Origin of the sequence: Paraburkholderia sp. XV (assembly GCF_020177535.1) — a bacterium.
Taxonomy (GTDB): domain Bacteria; phylum Pseudomonadota; class Gammaproteobacteria; order Burkholderiales; family Burkholderiaceae; genus Paraburkholderia; species Paraburkholderia caribensis.
The window spans coordinates 96,719-111,582 of record NZ_JAGUUD010000001.1 but is presented as its reverse complement, the minus strand read 5'-3'; the positions used below and the strand labels follow the sequence as shown (position 1 = coordinate 111,582).

Below are 14,864 nucleotides of genomic sequence, written 5' to 3'. Positions count from 1 at the left end.
GGCTTGCTGGAGTGCTCATACCTTTGACCGGCAAATGCCGGTCGTCCACGACGGGCAACCCCGTCTGTCAACCCTGTTGGGAGCTATCCCAACGGGACCGGCTCCCGTTTTTTTAGGAGCCGCACCATGCTGCAGCAAGTCACTCAGTCCGCGGAGCTCGTCAAGTTCCTGGCAATCGCCAACGACCCTGAACGTATCCCGGAAAAGTGGGGCTTTCGTGAGAACCAACGCGTTTTCGCGCAAGCAGTTGCAACCTTGCCCATCCGGCAGTTCCACGGCTCCATTCTGTATCTGTGGAGCGACGGAACGGCCACCGTGAAGTTTGATTTTCAAATCCCCTTTGATGCCGAGCGCGAGCTCGTCAAAAGCGGTCGCGTCGATCTGCATTACCTCACTCGCATTTCGTCGTAACCAGCAATTCAATGCGTCAGACACCTCCGTTTGACGCAACTATCTTTCTCTCGTTGGGAGCCAATCCCACCGGGAACTGGCTCCCGCATTTTCAAGGAGCTGTTCCATGTCGAATCGCAATCATGCGGCCACGGCCGTTTCGTTCAAGTTCATCCTGATCGTTGCCGCTGTTCTCGCTGCAATCGGCTGCATATTGGTCTTTTCAGGTTGCGCCTTCGAAGCGCAAAGCCAGCTTGACCTGCTGCGTGCTTCCGGACCGGCTGCTGTCGATGCCTATCTGGCGCACGTCGATTCGCATCAACTGTCGTTCGCCGCGTTCATGCTCGAGTCCGTCACCGGACACGGCTACGCATATGGCGCTTTCCTGCAGGGCGTCGGTTTCTGGTTCGTTTTTGTTCTCGCACCGCTGTCGGCTGCACTGCTTATCGCAGTGCGCTGGTTGGGTGCGCGTGAGCGAAACGCGAACCTGCGTCTTCGCTTTGCTGCGGCTCACTAACTAAAAATCTCTTCCCCGTCAGGGCAACCTCCCTGACGGGATGGTTGCCCCTCATCTCGTTGAGGCAATCAAATGTTCAAGATCATCGTCAGTCTCGTTCTCGCATCCATGCTGTCGGCTTGCGCCGGTGTCGATTTCGGTTCGCCGAACACGTACCAGCGTTATGACGTCCAGCACAGCGGAACGGTTGAAGAGGGTACGGTACTTCGCACCCGCGCAATCACGATTGAGGCCAGTTCGGATAGCTCCGGGCTGACTTCGCTGATCAGCGCGGGCGTCGGAGCCTTCCTCGGAAGTCAAACGATCGGCAACGGCTCCGGCCGGTACATCGCGGGCGCATTGTCCGGTGCCGCATCGGGCTTCATCACGCAGAAGGTCTCACAGGTCCTTTCGCATCACTCGGGCCTCGAAATCATCGTGCGCACGAACTCGGGCCGAAACGTGGTCATCGCTCAACCCGACGACCAGCGTTTTGCTCCGGGCGAACACGTGCTTCTGATTTCCACCAATTCGGGTCTGCGCGTCACGCACTGATCCGCTCTTCAAAAGCCGGTTTGGCCGGCCCAATCCTTCATCGCGAGGTGTCCCGAAAGGGACCCTCGCATTTTTTTTTCGAGGCAGCAATGTTCAAAGTTCCGAAGGTGTTCTATGCCGACCGCCGCAGTGCGGGCGCGGCTGCCGACGCGGCTATCACCCATCATGCGACGCAGATGTTGCGTCGTGTAGCACGCGATCTTCGTCTTCGCTCTAGCGAGCACGAGATCGTCGCCGAACCCGCCCGCCGCGGTCGCGGCTGCCGTGTCATGCTGCGCACTCCGGCTGTCATGCTGGAGGTGGCTGACACGCCCACACGTCAAAAGGTCGCCGTCTCCTTCCGTACCCGTCGAGGCCGCTCCGATATGTCGGGCGGTGGCGATAACACGGTCGCACTCGAGCAGTTGTCGTCCCGCGAGGGATACGATGCAATGCTCATAGGCTTGCGGCTGGCCGCGGGTCTGGACAGCAAACGCCGATAGGTGGGTATCGATGGAAATTGTCGAAATCACCGTCGAATACGCGTCTGGGATGGTCATTTCTGACCAGGCGTCCTTTTCACGCGAGCTCGAACAAGTATTCCCGTCCGAGCGCCTCGCTTCTCTGTTGCGCGAATTCAGCGCCACGGAGGCACCGCCGGTCGTCAATGCTGTGATAGACGGGCTGAAAGCGCCATTGGATCATCGCGTAGACGGCAGCTTTGCAGTCGGCGCGGCAGATGCTCCAAATACCGAGCAGCAGGTCGACCGGAAGCGGACGCTAGGTCGGCTTGGAAAGGCGTGGAGCAAGGACCAACGACAGCAGTTCGGACGATTCTGTCACGGACTTACAGTCGCTTCGCTGGCGGGTTTCGTTGGGTATTGGCACTCGACCAGCAGTTGGACGGGGGCCGCCATCCTGAACGAGGCCGCGCTCGCTGCGATCATTGTGCTAACCTTCACTGAGGGCATGGATTCCATGAACGGAGAATGACTATGGGCTTCGGTGTAGTTGCGCTAATCCTGACGATTGCTATTTGTGCGTATGGCAAACACATGAGCAACCTCGGCCGGAAGGCGGAGCGCGAACGTCGGCATTTGCGCGTATCCCGCTGATCATTGACGCGGGCCAGATTCAACTGGTCCGTTTTTCCTTAAAGGCTGCACCTTCGGGTGTGGCCTTTTTGCTTTATGGACCCTCTATGTCTGAAACCTTTGATTTGCCAGTCGCACTTGCCGCGGCTCCGTTCGACCCGGAAGGCAAGACGGTCGACGAAGTCGTAACGCACGTTGAGCGCGCGCTGCGCCAGACCGAAAACGAACCCGAGTGGGTTTCGTCTGCAAATTTCGTCAACGACGCGAATACAGATCTGTGGCTTGTCGGGAAACGCAAGCTGGCCGGAAACATGTTCGACGAAGCGCATGAGCCTCTCGATCGAACGTGGAAATTCGGAAGGCTGGATTATCCGCGTCGATGTCGTTGAACTCGTCGTCAGCGGTGATACGCGATTCTGGAAAAACCGCGGGCTGATGCGTATCAAGAGCCTATCGCGCTCCCGCGCGTGGTCGATTGCAGCGATCGTTTCGCGGATGCTCGATCTCGACTGATTCAGCCGCATTTCCCTACTTCAAACCCAATCGGGGCCAACGTCCCCAGATGGGGTGTTGGCCCCGCTTCTTTTTATGGAGCCAACTCCCTATGTACAAACTTACGATTCCCGGTGAAACCTTCCTTGTCGCCACGCTGGCCGGTGTGCTGTCCCTGTTCCGTGATGAGCGCGTGCAGGCAGCGGAAACGGCGCTTATCGGGCTGGAGTGCGACAGCGCTGCCGCGAGCGTAACCCGCTACAACGGCAAGCTGGCGATCCGCCGCACTGGTACTGCTGCCGAAGTGGTGGCATGCCTGTTTGACGAGGTCCGCGCGCACTGGCTCGGCCAATATGGCGCGGAGCCGAAGCCGTGGCAGATCCGCCCGGCGCACTGGGACGAACTGTTCGGCCTGTTCGATCTTTCTCGCGCGCCGGAGCGCTTTCTGTCCAGCAGCCAGATTGATGCGGAACGTGCAGCAGCGCGCGACGCCCGCCAGTTCTTCGACCTGTCGCCGTTGTTCCATCGCGCAGCCGTTGAGCGCTTTGGCTTCGGGGCAGGCGGCCCGCCCGCGCCGGGTGGTGGCGTGAACGCCAGGCATGAGGTGCACGTAGCGTACGCACTGTTACGCAACGAGCCTGTGCCTGATGCGGTCCTCGGAGACTATCGAAAGATGGAGCGCGCCTTTCGCTACGACCTGGAGTGGGCCGAGCCGTTGCTCAACGTAGTCGAGCTACGCGGGCGTCTGCCGGCCGAGAAACATCGATGGGTGGCGTCGGTGATGCGAGCCGCGAAGCTGCCGATTACCGCCCAGAACGTGGATGCGATCGTGGCGGCCGTCGACGCCTTGCCGGCTGCCTGTGATTTCGTCTCGGTCGACGACGCGCTTTTCGCGGCAGGTATCCTGTCCGCGGAATCGCTGCCGCCGATGTTCAACGAGCCGCTGACGTTGGGCACACCCGTGAATGCCTTCGCCGGGCATCTGCGCCAGATTCTGGCCGACTCGAAGCGGGACAAATCTCTGGACAGGGCCGATATGGAGCGCACCCAGGGGCGCACGACTGCGCGACGGCATAAGCTGGAGCGTGAGATGGCGTTGCTCTCACATGGTCGTGAAACCTTCGAATGGGCAAACCGCATGGCCGTCGCCATCGAGCAGCATCACCTCCCGTTGTTGCTGGAGGTGCTGGACAGCCCCGACGATCGAAACCGGAGCAGCAAGCGCGCCGTCGAAGAACATTACGGCTTCAAACTGCGTGGCGGTAACTCGAAAACCCGGCGTCGCGCAATCTTCGCCCTGTGCGGAATGGATGAAGCGGCTCAGGCAGCCTGGGAATCGGCTGATGCGGAACGCAAGGCGGCGCAACGAAAGGCGGAAGATGCGCAACGAGCGAAGGAAGCGGCGCAACGCACGAAGTATCAGCGCTCCGACGGCGTCATCATCGACGGCGCACAGCATGTCGAAGCCGCGATCGAGGAGGGCTTCCGTGAGATCCGTGACTGGCGTAAGGGCGCGAGCAGGCAGTACGCGCTCGTGAATCCCGAACGCGGCGAGGCGCGAACACTGCGTGCGAAGGACGGCACGCTGGATTACGCCCGCGCGATGCTCGAACGTCTTGCAGCCTGAGGGAGCCGGTCATGCGATTCGATCGGTACCCCCGCTACGAAGGCTATCGCTGGACGTCACGCATGGAAACGCTGCACCTGCGCCGACAGGAGCGTGCGGCTGAAAAGATCGCCCACGCGTATCCGCTGTTTGCTGACCAGATCGAAGCGCCTCGCGCGCTGTCGGTCGACGAAGAGAAGGAGCGTCGCGAGCGCATGTACGACCGCAGTGAGCAACGCATGCGTGACCTCTTCGCGCGCCAGTGGCGTGACGCGCGACGCGAGTACTTCGCGTGTACCGTCGAAGTGCGCGAGCTGATCATGGGAGAGTGGAAAGCGTGGCGCGGCCCGGCCAACCCGGTCTGCTTTTCGTATGTCATGGAAAAGCACAACGGCGTGGCTGCCGAAAAGTCACGCGTGTTCCGCGAGAGGGAAGCGGCGATGATTGCCCGGATTGACGGCGCACGCCTCGCGCAGACCCCGCTACTCTGAAGTAACTTTTCTGAAACACAGCCGGCGCTCAGCGTCGGCTTTTTTTTTCGCCGTCAGTTATCGGCTCGCGGTCAAAGCGGGGTTGTTTTGCGCATGATTCGGGGAATTTGCGGCGCTTTCAAAGCATAGACTTTCATCATCACCCGCGTCCCGGACGCATCGAGCCGCCGGATTCCGGCAACAAGTCTGCCCTGGGGGACGTCTTCCCTTTACGGGCGACACCGGGGTACTACACTTCTGAGGACCCCATGACCCAACACAACACGTCCGATCCTGATTGCATTTCGATCCCGCAGATCGAAGCCGCGATCAACGTCTGGCGCAACCGCAATCCGTCTATGTTTGAAGCGGATGTGCTGGTGCTGTGTGCTGAAGCACGTTGTCTCGCCGATCTGTACGGCGAGCTGATTTTCACGCGTGAAACCTCGGTGTCGCGCGAGTCGCTCACGCAGGCGCAACTGGCTGCATTGGCTGGCGCGCTGGCGTAACGCCGAATCGCTTTTCCTCGCGTCTCTTGACGCATCGAACGGCCGCTGAAGCGGCACACTCAACTCGCCCCATAGGGACCACGTCCCCTGGGGCGTCGTCTCGTGGGGCCTTTCCTTTTCAGGTACCCCATGAAAGTCAATCCCGAGCAACTGTTTGCACTACTCTGTGCCTTCATCCCGAAGCGTCTCCCGGTGCTGATCACCGGCCCGGCGGGCGTTGGAAAGAGCGATATCGTCGATCAGGCTGCTGATGAGACCGGTCACGGCCTGCTCATCAGCCACCCCGTCGTCGAGGATCCGACGGACTCCAAAGGTCTGCCGTTCCCCAAGGGCGACATTGCCCGCTTTCTCCCATTTGGCGACCTTGAACGCGCCTTGAGCGCAACAACGCCACTGCTCTGGTTCCTCGACGATCTGGGGCAGGCGTCGCCCGCCGTGCAGGCAGCAAAGATGCAACTGCTGCTTGCGCGTCGCATCGGCGAGCACGTTCTGCCCGACTGCGTCACTTTCGTTGCGGCCACCAACCGGCGCAGCGACAACGCGGGCGTGACAGGCATCCTCGATCCCGTCATCTCCCGTTTCGCGACGGTGGTGGAACTGGAGCCGAGCATCGACGCGTGGACCGCCTGGGCTGTGCGCAACAACGTGCCGGCGGAACTCATAGCTTTTCTGCGCTTCCGGCCGGATCTGCTTTACGTGCAGAAGAAGTCGCGCGACATCGAAAACTCCGCAAGCCCCCGTACCTGGGGGTTCGTCGCGAAGACGATGGGCGTCGTGCCGCAAGACCTTGAACTGATCTCCTATGCGGGATCGGTCGGCGAAGCGGCCGCGACCGAGCTGATCAGCTTTCTCGGTATCTACCGTCAGTTGCCATCGCCGGACGCCATCCTGCTTTCACCGGATAGTGCGCCGATTCCAGAAACGCCCGCTGCGCTCTACGCAGTCAGCACGGCACTGGCAGCGCACTCGACTGAAGGCAACTTCGATCGAGTGCTGACATATAACGACCGGCTGATCGGCGAGGGGCACCGCGAATTTGCGGCGCTGCTCGCACGTGACGCGATCCGGCGCAAGCCGGAGTTGCAGAACACGCACGCGTTCATTCGCGCACAGGGTTCTGCGCTCGGTCAGATCATTCGCGGCCAGTAAGCACGAGCTCTTCCCGCTGTACCTGTCTTCTCTGTTGCCACGGCCCGCCACGCGCGGCCCGTGGCTTTTTTCTTTCCGCTGGATCCATTCCCTATCTTTTCTGGAGTTATCCATGAACATCACCGAACTGAAGTCGAAAGTCATGCTCTCGTCTGTCACCGTCTCCGCCTGGCAGGGTCGCCGCTTCGACATGAAAGCGACTGAAGCCGTCGAGGCGAAGCACCATACCAAGGGCATCGGCCGTTTCAACAAGCGTCTGTTGCCTGAACACGCGCCGAGCTATCACGAAGTGATCTCGATCGGCAATCGCATCCGCTCCTACTACTACGCCCACACGCTGCAGTACGACCAGCTGGGCGTGCGCCTGCTGCCGACGATGATCTACATGGACGTCGCCGATCAGCTACGCAAGATGAAAGACGAGTTCGAGCTGGCCGTGTCGGTGTTCCTGACGGACTATCTGGACCTGAAGGAGAAGGCACGCGAAGAGCAAAAGGACCTGTACAACGAGGCGGACTATCCGACACTCGCCCAGATGTCGGGCAAGTTCGGCGTCAAGCTCGCTGTGCTGCCGTTCCCGGATGCCAGCCAGTTCGGTGTGGACCTGCCGCCCGACGTGCTGACCGATCTGCGTACGGAAATCGATCAGCACGTGCTGGCCTCGATCTCGACGGCCAACAACGATCTGGTCGGCCGTCTGTACGAGGCAGTCTCGAAGCTTGCTGATCGCCTTTACGGCGCCACGAACGTTCGCCTGGACGTCACGAACAACGTGCGCGAGCTGTGCGACCTGCTGCCGAAGCTCAACTTCTCCAATGATCCGAAGCTCAATCACATCCTCGAGCAGGCGAAGCGTCATCTCGCCGTGCACAAGGGTGCGGATCTGAAGGAGTCGAACGTGCTGCGTTCTCAGGTAGCGGCCAAGGCCTCGGAAATCGAGGGGCTGATGGCGGCATTCATGGGCACGATCCCTGAGCCGATGGTCGACCGCGAGTCGGTGTTTTCGCCGGTCGAACCGATCGTTCAGCCGGAGCCGACGCCGCTGCTTCGCCTCGTTGCCTGAGGTGGCCATGGACCCGCGAATCTCGAAACAGCGCACCGCGCTCGTCCTCGATCAGCCGTTCTTCGGCGCGCTCGCGCTTCGACTGAAGGTAGTTGAAGACGCATCGTGCAAGACGTTCTGGACTGACGGGGAATCGCTGGGCTACAACCCGGCGTACCTCGGCGGCCTGAACGACCTTGAGACACGTGGTGTCCTGGCGCATGAAGTTCTGCACGTGAACAATGGTCACTGCTGGCGTCAGGGCGATCGCGATCCGAAGCTCTGGAACGACGCATGTGACTACGCGATCAATCCGATCGTGCTCGAGGCAGGCATGCTGCTACCAAAGGGTGTGCTCGTCGATGCGCGCTTCAAGGGCAAGTCAGCCGAGGAGATTTATGGCATTCTCGCGCAGGAGAAGCGGCAGAAGGAGAAGCAGCAAAAGCAGCAAGGGAAGGGGAAGCAGGACGGTGGCAAACCGGATGCACAGTCTGGGCAGCAATCGGCTCCGCAGCCGAAGCAGCAAGACGGTGCAACCGGGGGCAGTAGCCCGCCGCAGTCCTCAAACGCGAACGGCGCGAACACACCGTCCGCTAATTCCGAACCCACTGCGACTCCCGATGCCGCGCCCTCCTGTGGCGAGGTCCGCCAGTACACCGGCGACGACAAGGCGTTGAAGGAAGCTGACTGGAAGGTGGCCGTGTTGCAGGCCGCGAAAGCAGCCAAAATGCGCGGCGCACTGCCTGGTGCTCTGGAGGCGATGGCAACGGATGCCGTCGAGCCTGTTGTCGACTGGCGGCCGATCCTGCATCGCTTTGCGCAGGAATCGTCGCCGACTGACTACAGCTTCGCGATGCCGAATCGTCGCTATCTGCACATGGGCCTGTATCTGCCATCGTTGAACGAACCGGCAGTTGGCGATGCGGTGTTCGTTCGCGATTCGAGTGGCTCCGTGTGGGATGAAACGCAGGCGCAATTCGCTGCAGAAATCGTCGCAGTGAATGCCGGCGTGCAACCTCGACGCCTGATCGTGATGGATTGCAACACGCGCGTAACGCAGGTGCAGATCTTCGAGCGCGGCGACGCGGTCGAGTTCGACCTGCTGCCCGTACGTGGCGGTGGCGGCACCTCGTTCGTCGAGCCGTTCGAACGACTCGCGAAAGAGGGCATCCGCCCTGCGTTCCTGGTTTATCTCACCGACATGGACGGGCCGTTTCCTGATGATCCACCGGACTACCCTGTTCTGTGGGCGTCGACGACGCCTCTCAAGCGGGCGAAGAAGGCGCCTTTCGGCGAGATGGTCGAAGTGATTTGCTGATGCGCGATTTATCTGCTCATCCCCCTTAAACCAACCCCGGCCGCGTGCCGGGGTTTTTTTTTCTGCGTGCATGGCGCGTCGCCGAAGCGGTTCAATGAATTACGACCCTAGTTGGAGACAGCGCCGCAGAGTCAATCGTTGTGAAATCAATAAAATCAATCACATACGCTGAGAAATGAGAAACTGCGAGGTCGGGCTGGATCGATTAGGCCCGTGAGCCGGCTCACGGGCCTATTTCAATATGGGCAACAAAACCAGTCAACGGACGACTAAACAACGGCGATTCCCGTATTTTTTGTATCAGTTTGCGAGGGGAAAACCTGAATATCAAGATGAGGGCCGACAACTGCTTGTCGGAATTGCAGCGAGGAACTTCTCGCTTTGCTAGCTTTTTCGTTCGCTTCCGAAAAAAAACAGGTCCAGCTGGCGAGGGTCGGTCTCGCGGCTGCCGCTTGCGGGACTCAAAATCGCGGGCGGCGAGGGCGTTGGCGCCTCGATTCGAAAGAACTCAGCGTTGACCCCAGCGTGGCTTGCGGCACGCAGCCACTCGGGCATGTCGCCAAGCCCATTCCACTCATTGCCCCGTGCATCGCGATAGATCGGCGGATGGTCCACGTCGTGCTGGATCGATTCCGCGAGCGCATCGGTCGTAATACCGAATTCGTCCATACGCTTCCTGATCCAGAGGATGAGTCGGTCGCGTGCTTCGCCGTCGGCGATCTTTCCTTTCTTCATGTGCGAGGGATAAAAAAAGCCCGCAGTCGGGGCGTGACGTCGTGAGGCCGGATCTGGCCACCGTGCTATTGCCGCTTTTGACCGGCGATTTCCTCAAATGACTCTCCGGCGCGGAACCGGTCGAGTCGATTGCTCGCCTCTGCGATTGCCGACATCGGCGCGCGCTGGAGCTGCGCGTCGTATGTGGTCACGATAAGCGCGAAGTGCGCGTAATCTCCGTCGCTGAAAGACCAGACGCCCGCATCGCGGCCGCGATCGAACGCGGCAGAAATGATGGCCTCGGCGCGCTGCATCTGCTCATAGGTTGCCGTGCCGTATCCCAACTCTGCAAGCAAGCCCACTAGGATCATCGCCTGACACAGTGTCTGAGTGGCATTGACGCATCCCTTTCCACGTCGCATCGAGTCGAGAGCAATGTGCACTTGCAGGGAGAGTTCGTCTGCAGAGGCGCGGGGCATTGGCAAGAGCAAGGTCTTCGCGCGCCGCGCGCGCACTGCTTGGGGGGAGCGTTGGAAATACGGGGCGGTTCTAGCCATCGGTCGAAAAAGGGAAGAATGCCCGGGAACTGAATTCCGCTGCCGCAGATTTCGGTGCTCGGCCGGGTCAAAAGCTATGCGATTTTACTGTGCTTTTCGGGTTAAGCCCGTGAGCCGGCTCGTCGGAGGACCAGCATCACAGCGTCAGTGTGACGTACATGGTCGACTGGGCAACGCCATCGGGCTGACGCGAAAGCTCCCTTATTTGGTGTCTCTTTCGGTCCGCTGCGCGTTTGGCCAGTCTGAACAATAGCAGCATGTCCTACGATACCGAAAATCCCCTGCTCAAGGTCCGCCCGCTCGAGGAGAGCGCGGTGCGGATGTTCTTCGAGTCGGTCGTCCCGTTGCGCGAGCAGTTCGACGCATCCGATGTTGCCGAAATCATGATCAACAATTTCGACAACATCTGGGTGGAACGTCGGGGGCGGATGTACCGGCTCGACCTTTCGCTTAATCAGGCGACGCTTAACGGCGCGATCCTTTCGCTGGCCGCTTCTGTAGAGAAGTCGGCGAAAGCCGGCACCGCACAGGGCATCATCAACGCCGGTCACAAGGGGCTGCGGATCGCAGCCGTGATGCGGCCGACGGCGATCGATGGACACGCGCTGTCGATACGAAAGCATCGCGAGTCGAATCTCATTCTGAACGATTACAACGTGATGGGCGCCTTCTCGCGCGTCCATGCCCGTAGTCACCACACCGATGATGATCTGTTTCACCCGGGCATCGAGAACGATGCGCTGGCCGAGGCGATACGCCAGCTTGTCAAAAGACGTAAGAACATCCTCGTTGCAGGCGGAACGTCAACGGGTAAGACCACGTTTCTCAATGCACTCGGCGGAGAGATTCCTGACGATGAACGCGTGATCTCCATCGAGGACACGATGGAGCTGAAGCTGCGCGTGCCCAATCTCGTGCGTCTTCTCTCCAATCCCGACAAGGGCGTCACCACACAGGCGCTGGTCGCGCTCTGCCTTCGGTTCCGGCCGGACCGCATCGTCGTTGGCGAAGTTCGCGGCGGTGAAGCCTACGACTTCATCCAGGCGCTCAGTACGGGCCACGACGGAGGCCTCGGCTCTATTCACTCGAACAATGCTCGCGGGGGACTGAGCCGCCTCGAAAGCCTCGCCATGCTCGGCATACCAACGGGAAGCAGATGGGAGCTGGCCGACATGCGAAAAGCCATCGCCGACTGCTTCCACTACGTCATTCATCTGCGCCGTACCGGCGAGCTGCGCCACATATCCGAGATCGTCGAGATTAAGGGTTTCAAGGAGGGGGATTACATCCTCAACCGCGTTTTTTAACTTACCGGAGTCATTGCATGAAGAAGTACGTCTCACAGTTTTTTGCGGCCGCGCGCGCGAAGGTGCATTCGGCGCGTCAGTTCATCTGGTCGCGCTTTCTGACGCGTCGCGAACTGCGCACGACGTTGCTGGCGGCGGCGCTCGCGACGTTCGCACCGTTCGCATCGGCCGTCAGCCTGGATGACCTCGGCTCGGCTACCGATGCGATCTGCCTGATTTCCGCATACATCAGCGGGCCGTGGCTCTTCGTGATCGGCTGCGTCGTGATCATCCTCGCCGCGGTCGCTATCGGCAGTTCGGAAAGCACCATTGTCAAGGTGATCTCGACCGCGTTCGTGGGCATCGGTATCGCTGCATGTGCGATCCCGATCATGAAAAACCACTTCCATATCAACTATACCTGTGCGTAAGCCGACCAAGGTCAGCCGCGGTCTGTCGCTCCCCCGCCAGATGGGCGGTGCCGACCGCGGACTGGCGATTGCCAACGGCACGATGACCGTGCTGCTTTGCTACGCGAGCATGACGCCGACGTTTCTCGTCGTCGGCGTCGCCGTCCACTGGCTTCTGCGCTGGAAGAGTGCGCGCGACCCATGGTGGCGGCAGGTCATGCTCGTCTACAACCGCTATGCCGATGTCTACCGGCCGTGGCCGTCCGCAAAATTCTCGGCGCGATTCAAGCGCCCATATGGATTCGATCAGGATCTTCCATGCTGAAAAAGCGACTCGCCGTGCGTTCCATACAGGAAGTAGCGCCCTGGGCAACGATGGTCACGCCAGAGCTTATCCTCGACAAGGACGGCTCGCTGCTCTCCGTCTTCGAGTTTGGTGGTGTCGACGCGGACACGCCGAACGTCGGCGATATCTCGGCCGCGCGCGACAACCTCGACCACGCGTGCAAGAATTTTGACCACCGCATCACGGCCTGGTGGAGGCTGTCGCATCGGCGGGTCCAAGGCAGGATCGAGGGCGAGTTCGCATCAGACATTGATGCTCACATCGACGAGATCAACCGCAGGCACGTGGCCAGCGGCAAGTACTTTCGTAACACCCACTCGCTCGCACTCGCGTTCACGCCCGAAACCGGCGTGAACCGCGTATTTGAAAAGATCGCGTACCACATGACGGTGGGTGGCAAATCCATGATCGTCGCAATGATCGAAGCAATGAAAGATTCGCTGCTTGCGCGAAGCGCTTTCGTCTTCGATCTGGAGCGACTGACATCGGACATCAAACGCTTCGAGTCCGTGCTTGACGCATTCAAGGGCGGGGTGACCCGACTCAAGATGAAGCGGCTCTCTCTCCAGACGGCGCTCGCGTTCCTGCACCAGACCGCCAATCCCTCGGTGCCGCCGCGCCGCGTCCGGTATCCCGTCACGATGCTCGACTCGCACCTGACGGAAAGCGAGATCACCATCGGCGCCGAGATGCTGATGTTCGAATCGGCATACGGCAAGCGGTTCGCGAAGATCGTAGCGGTCAAAGAATGGATGGGCTTCCAGGAGGCCGCGCTCGACGTGCTGGGCGAAGTCGATGCGGAACTGGACGTCTGCGTGATGTTCCGGTTCCTCGATACTACCAAGGCAAGCGGCTACGTCGACAAGATTCGCAAGTTCTACAAGATGGCGGCATTCAATCCGTGGGCCATCGTCAAAGCCTACTTCGCGAAGGAAGAGCAAAAGAACGACAAGGGCCGAGAGACCCTCGCTGAGGAGGCAGAAAACGCACTCGCAAAGATCCAGGCTGAGGGTCAGCAGTTTGGCTTCGCCAACGTGTCGGTAGTCGTCTATGGGAACACCGTGGAGGAGTGCGAGGACGCGACGCGAGACGTTGTCGGGCGGATCGGCAACGCGGGCTTCGGCGTCATCGTCGAGCGCGACAACCTGTTCGCTGCATGGGCGTCAACGATGCCGGGGCGATGGGATCAGCAGCGCCGGTTGCAGTTCGTCGAAACCGCGACCGTTTCCGACATCGCACCCGTGCGCGGCGTTGCCGAAGGCAGCGATGTCAATGCGTGGCTGACACAGCAGTCCGGCCAGAAAACCGGGCCGCTTACGATGCTGCCGACCCGTCACAAGACGCTGCAACGCGTGAACCTGCATATCCCCGGTGGTGCGTCGCACCTGCTGGTTCTCGGCCCGATCGGGATGGGGAAGTCTATCTTCCTGAATTTTCTCATGTCGCAAACGGGGCGCCACGGTGCTCGCCGCGTACGCTTTGACAAGGATCGCTCGACCCGCATCCCGACAGTGCTGGCGGGCGGACGCTTCATTGACGCGACCGGGCGCTTTGAGGCGGCGACGTCGGTCAATCCGTTGTCGCTCCTTGTCGACGAAAAGCACTATCCGTATGTCGCCGAGTGGGTACAGATGGCGATCGAAGACGACACCTTCCGGTGCACGAAGCCGCAAGAAAGGGAGATCTTCGATGCGGTCAAGACGCTAGGTGACGGATACGGTCCTGAGCTGTGGACGCTGTCGCACCTGAACACCCTGCTTTCGATCGAGTTGCGCGACCGTCTGTCAGTCTGGACGCAAGGCGAGAAGAACGGACGCTTTTTCGATCACGTCGAGGACGCGTTTGAGCTGTCCGACGATATTTCGATCGAGATGGGCGATCTCTTCAACAACTTCCCCGTGGCGGCGGCGCTGTTCATGGACTACGCGTTCTACCGGATCGCGCAGTGGCTCGACGGCAAGCGCTACACCGTGATCGAAGTCGAAGAGGCGGGCTTCTTTTTCCAGAACGAGCGCTTCTACAAGCGGTTGGAAGTGTGGGCCGTCACGATACGGAAGCTGAATGCGACCCTCATGATGGCGACCCAGTCGCTCGCTCAGGTCGCACGCATCGCGAACTTCGAGGTGTTGAAGGAAAACATTCCGAACATCGTCTACCTCCCCAATCCAGACGCGAAAAACAACCTCCATCTCTACTGCGAGAAGTTCGGTCTGACGATGAGTCAGGTCGAGATGGTGGCCAATGCAGTGCCGAACCGAGACTACCTGTGGATCACGCCGACGCAGACCCGCATGCTGCAGGCGAGCTTCCCGAAGGAGACGCTCGCGGTGCTGCGTTCCGACGGCCGGGCGCAGGCAGTGCTTGACAAGCATTTCCAGTCCGGCGCGCGCAACTGGCCGCAGAACTACATCGCGGAAATGATGACTCTCGACTGACCGAAGGGAAACCACT

General features: G+C 60.3%; 18 protein-coding genes. 16 read left to right on the top strand and 2 right to left on the bottom strand.

Annotated features, from left to right (window positions below; translation table 11 throughout):
* The first annotated feature begins 126 nt into the window (after positions 1-126).
* The 12 genes from KFO72_RS00620 (at position 127) to KFO72_RS00565 (ending at position 9,100) form a co-directional block, all read left to right on the top strand.
* Complete coding sequence (locus KFO72_RS00620; RefSeq protein ID WP_225031105.1) at positions 127-411, top strand: hypothetical protein; 285 nt, start codon at positions 127-129, stop codon at positions 409-411.
* 106 nt (positions 412-517) lie between these two features.
* Entirely contained in the window at positions 518-907 is a 390-nt protein-coding gene (locus KFO72_RS00615) for a hypothetical protein (RefSeq protein WP_225031104.1), read from the top strand.
* Positions 908-979: 72 nt separating this feature from the next.
* On the top strand, positions 980-1,441 hold the full coding sequence (locus KFO72_RS00610; RefSeq protein WP_225031103.1) for a glycine zipper 2TM domain-containing protein: 462 nt from the start codon (positions 980-982) through the stop codon (positions 1,439-1,441).
* A gap of 89 nt (positions 1,442-1,530) precedes the next feature.
* Entirely contained in the window at positions 1,531-1,923 is a 393-nt protein-coding gene (locus KFO72_RS00605) for a hypothetical protein (protein ID WP_225031102.1), read from the top strand.
* Between the two features lie 10 nt (positions 1,924-1,933).
* Entirely contained in the window at positions 1,934-2,413 is a 480-nt protein-coding gene (locus KFO72_RS00600) for a hypothetical protein (protein WP_225031101.1), read from the top strand.
* Between the two features lie 208 nt (positions 2,414-2,621).
* Positions 2,622-2,903, top strand: a complete 282-nt coding sequence (locus tag KFO72_RS00595; protein WP_225031100.1) for a hypothetical protein — start codon at positions 2,622-2,624, stop codon at positions 2,901-2,903.
* Between the two features lie 86 nt (positions 2,904-2,989).
* Entirely contained in the window at positions 2,990-4,633 is a 1,644-nt protein-coding gene (locus KFO72_RS00590; protein ID WP_225031099.1) for a hypothetical protein, read from the top strand.
* 11 nt (positions 4,634-4,644) lie between these two features.
* A complete protein-coding gene (locus KFO72_RS00585; RefSeq protein WP_225031098.1) occupies positions 4,645-5,103 on the top strand; it encodes a hypothetical protein in 459 nt (152 codons plus the stop codon).
* 248 nt (positions 5,104-5,351) lie between these two features.
* Positions 5,352-5,591: a DUF3717 domain-containing protein gene (locus tag KFO72_RS00580; RefSeq protein ID WP_225031097.1), complete on the top strand. Its 240-nt coding sequence runs from the start codon at positions 5,352-5,354 to the stop codon at positions 5,589-5,591.
* Positions 5,592-5,720: 129 nt separating this feature from the next.
* Positions 5,721-6,740, top strand: coding sequence for an ATP-binding protein (locus KFO72_RS00575; protein ID WP_103153806.1), 1,020 nt, complete (start codon positions 5,721-5,723; stop codon positions 6,738-6,740).
* 112 nt (positions 6,741-6,852) lie between these two features.
* Positions 6,853-7,803, top strand: a complete 951-nt coding sequence (locus tag KFO72_RS00570) for a hypothetical protein (RefSeq protein ID WP_225031096.1) — start codon at positions 6,853-6,855, stop codon at positions 7,801-7,803.
* A gap of 7 nt (positions 7,804-7,810) precedes the next feature.
* Positions 7,811-9,100, top strand: coding sequence for a DUF2201 family putative metallopeptidase (locus KFO72_RS00565; protein ID WP_225031095.1), 1,290 nt, complete (start codon positions 7,811-7,813; stop codon positions 9,098-9,100).
* 384 nt (positions 9,101-9,484) lie between these two features.
* On the opposite strand, the gene KFO72_RS00560 is transcribed toward KFO72_RS00565, so the two are convergent.
* Both KFO72_RS00560 and KFO72_RS42390 read right to left on the bottom strand, forming a co-directional pair.
* Positions 9,485-9,835, bottom strand: a complete 351-nt coding sequence (locus KFO72_RS00560; protein WP_225031094.1) for an H-NS family nucleoid-associated regulatory protein — start codon at positions 9,833-9,835, stop codon at positions 9,485-9,487.
* Between the two features lie 65 nt (positions 9,836-9,900).
* Positions 9,901-10,176: a hypothetical protein gene (locus tag KFO72_RS42390; protein WP_412101748.1), complete on the bottom strand. Its 276-nt coding sequence runs from the start codon at positions 10,174-10,176 to the stop codon at positions 9,901-9,903.
* Positions 10,177-10,628: 452 nt separating this feature from the next.
* Here KFO72_RS42390 and KFO72_RS00550 point away from each other — a divergent pair, with 452 nt between their 5' ends.
* From KFO72_RS00550 to KFO72_RS00535, 4 genes are read left to right on the top strand one after another with little or no spacing between them, the layout of a single operon-like run.
* Positions 10,629-11,678, top strand: a complete 1,050-nt coding sequence (locus tag KFO72_RS00550) for a CpaF family protein (RefSeq protein ID WP_225031092.1) — start codon at positions 10,629-10,631, stop codon at positions 11,676-11,678.
* A 17-nt stretch (positions 11,679-11,695) separates the two neighbouring features.
* Positions 11,696-12,088: a conjugal transfer protein TrbC gene (locus KFO72_RS00545; protein WP_225031091.1), complete on the top strand. Its 393-nt coding sequence runs from the start codon at positions 11,696-11,698 to the stop codon at positions 12,086-12,088.
* Positions 12,089-12,128: 40 nt separating this feature from the next.
* Positions 12,129-12,392, top strand: a complete 264-nt coding sequence (locus KFO72_RS00540; RefSeq protein WP_263626929.1) for a VirB3 family type IV secretion system protein — start codon at positions 12,129-12,131, stop codon at positions 12,390-12,392.
* A complete protein-coding gene (locus KFO72_RS00535) occupies positions 12,386-14,848 on the top strand; it encodes a VirB4 family type IV secretion system protein (RefSeq protein ID WP_225031221.1) in 2,463 nt (820 codons plus the stop codon). Before KFO72_RS00540 ends, KFO72_RS00535 begins: the two co-directional genes overlap by 7 nt.
* Positions 14,849-14,864: the final 16 nt, after the last annotated feature.

Coding starts and splice junctions, on each gene's coding strand:
- KFO72_RS00620 (WP_225031105.1), top strand. CDS start 127: ATGCTGCAGCAAGTCACTCAGTCCGCGGAGCTCGTCAAGTTCCTGGCA.
- KFO72_RS00615 (WP_225031104.1), top strand. CDS start 518: ATGTCGAATCGCAATCATGCGGCCACGGCCGTTTCGTTCAAGTTCATC.
- KFO72_RS00610 (WP_225031103.1), top strand. CDS start 980: ATGTTCAAGATCATCGTCAGTCTCGTTCTCGCATCCATGCTGTCGGCT.
- KFO72_RS00605 (WP_225031102.1), top strand. CDS start 1,531: ATGTTCAAAGTTCCGAAGGTGTTCTATGCCGACCGCCGCAGTGCGGGC.
- KFO72_RS00600 (WP_225031101.1), top strand. CDS start 1,934: ATGGAAATTGTCGAAATCACCGTCGAATACGCGTCTGGGATGGTCATT.
- KFO72_RS00595 (WP_225031100.1), top strand. CDS start 2,622: ATGTCTGAAACCTTTGATTTGCCAGTCGCACTTGCCGCGGCTCCGTTC.
- KFO72_RS00585 (WP_225031098.1), top strand. CDS start 4,645: ATGCGATTCGATCGGTACCCCCGCTACGAAGGCTATCGCTGGACGTCA.
- KFO72_RS00580 (WP_225031097.1), top strand. CDS start 5,352: ATGACCCAACACAACACGTCCGATCCTGATTGCATTTCGATCCCGCAG.
- KFO72_RS00575 (WP_103153806.1), top strand. CDS start 5,721: ATGAAAGTCAATCCCGAGCAACTGTTTGCACTACTCTGTGCCTTCATC.
- KFO72_RS00570 (WP_225031096.1), top strand. CDS start 6,853: ATGAACATCACCGAACTGAAGTCGAAAGTCATGCTCTCGTCTGTCACC.
- KFO72_RS00565 (WP_225031095.1), top strand. CDS start 7,811: ATGGACCCGCGAATCTCGAAACAGCGCACCGCGCTCGTCCTCGATCAG.
- KFO72_RS00560 (WP_225031094.1), bottom strand. CDS start 9,835: ATGAAGAAAGGAAAGATCGCCGACGGCGAAGCACGCGACCGACTCATC.
- KFO72_RS00550 (WP_225031092.1), top strand. CDS start 10,629: ATGTCCTACGATACCGAAAATCCCCTGCTCAAGGTCCGCCCGCTCGAG.
- KFO72_RS00545 (WP_225031091.1), top strand. CDS start 11,696: ATGAAGAAGTACGTCTCACAGTTTTTTGCGGCCGCGCGCGCGAAGGTG.
- KFO72_RS00540 (WP_263626929.1), top strand. CDS start 12,129: ATGGGCGGTGCCGACCGCGGACTGGCGATTGCCAACGGCACGATGACC.
- KFO72_RS00535 (WP_225031221.1), top strand. CDS start 12,386: ATGCTGAAAAAGCGACTCGCCGTGCGTTCCATACAGGAAGTAGCGCCC.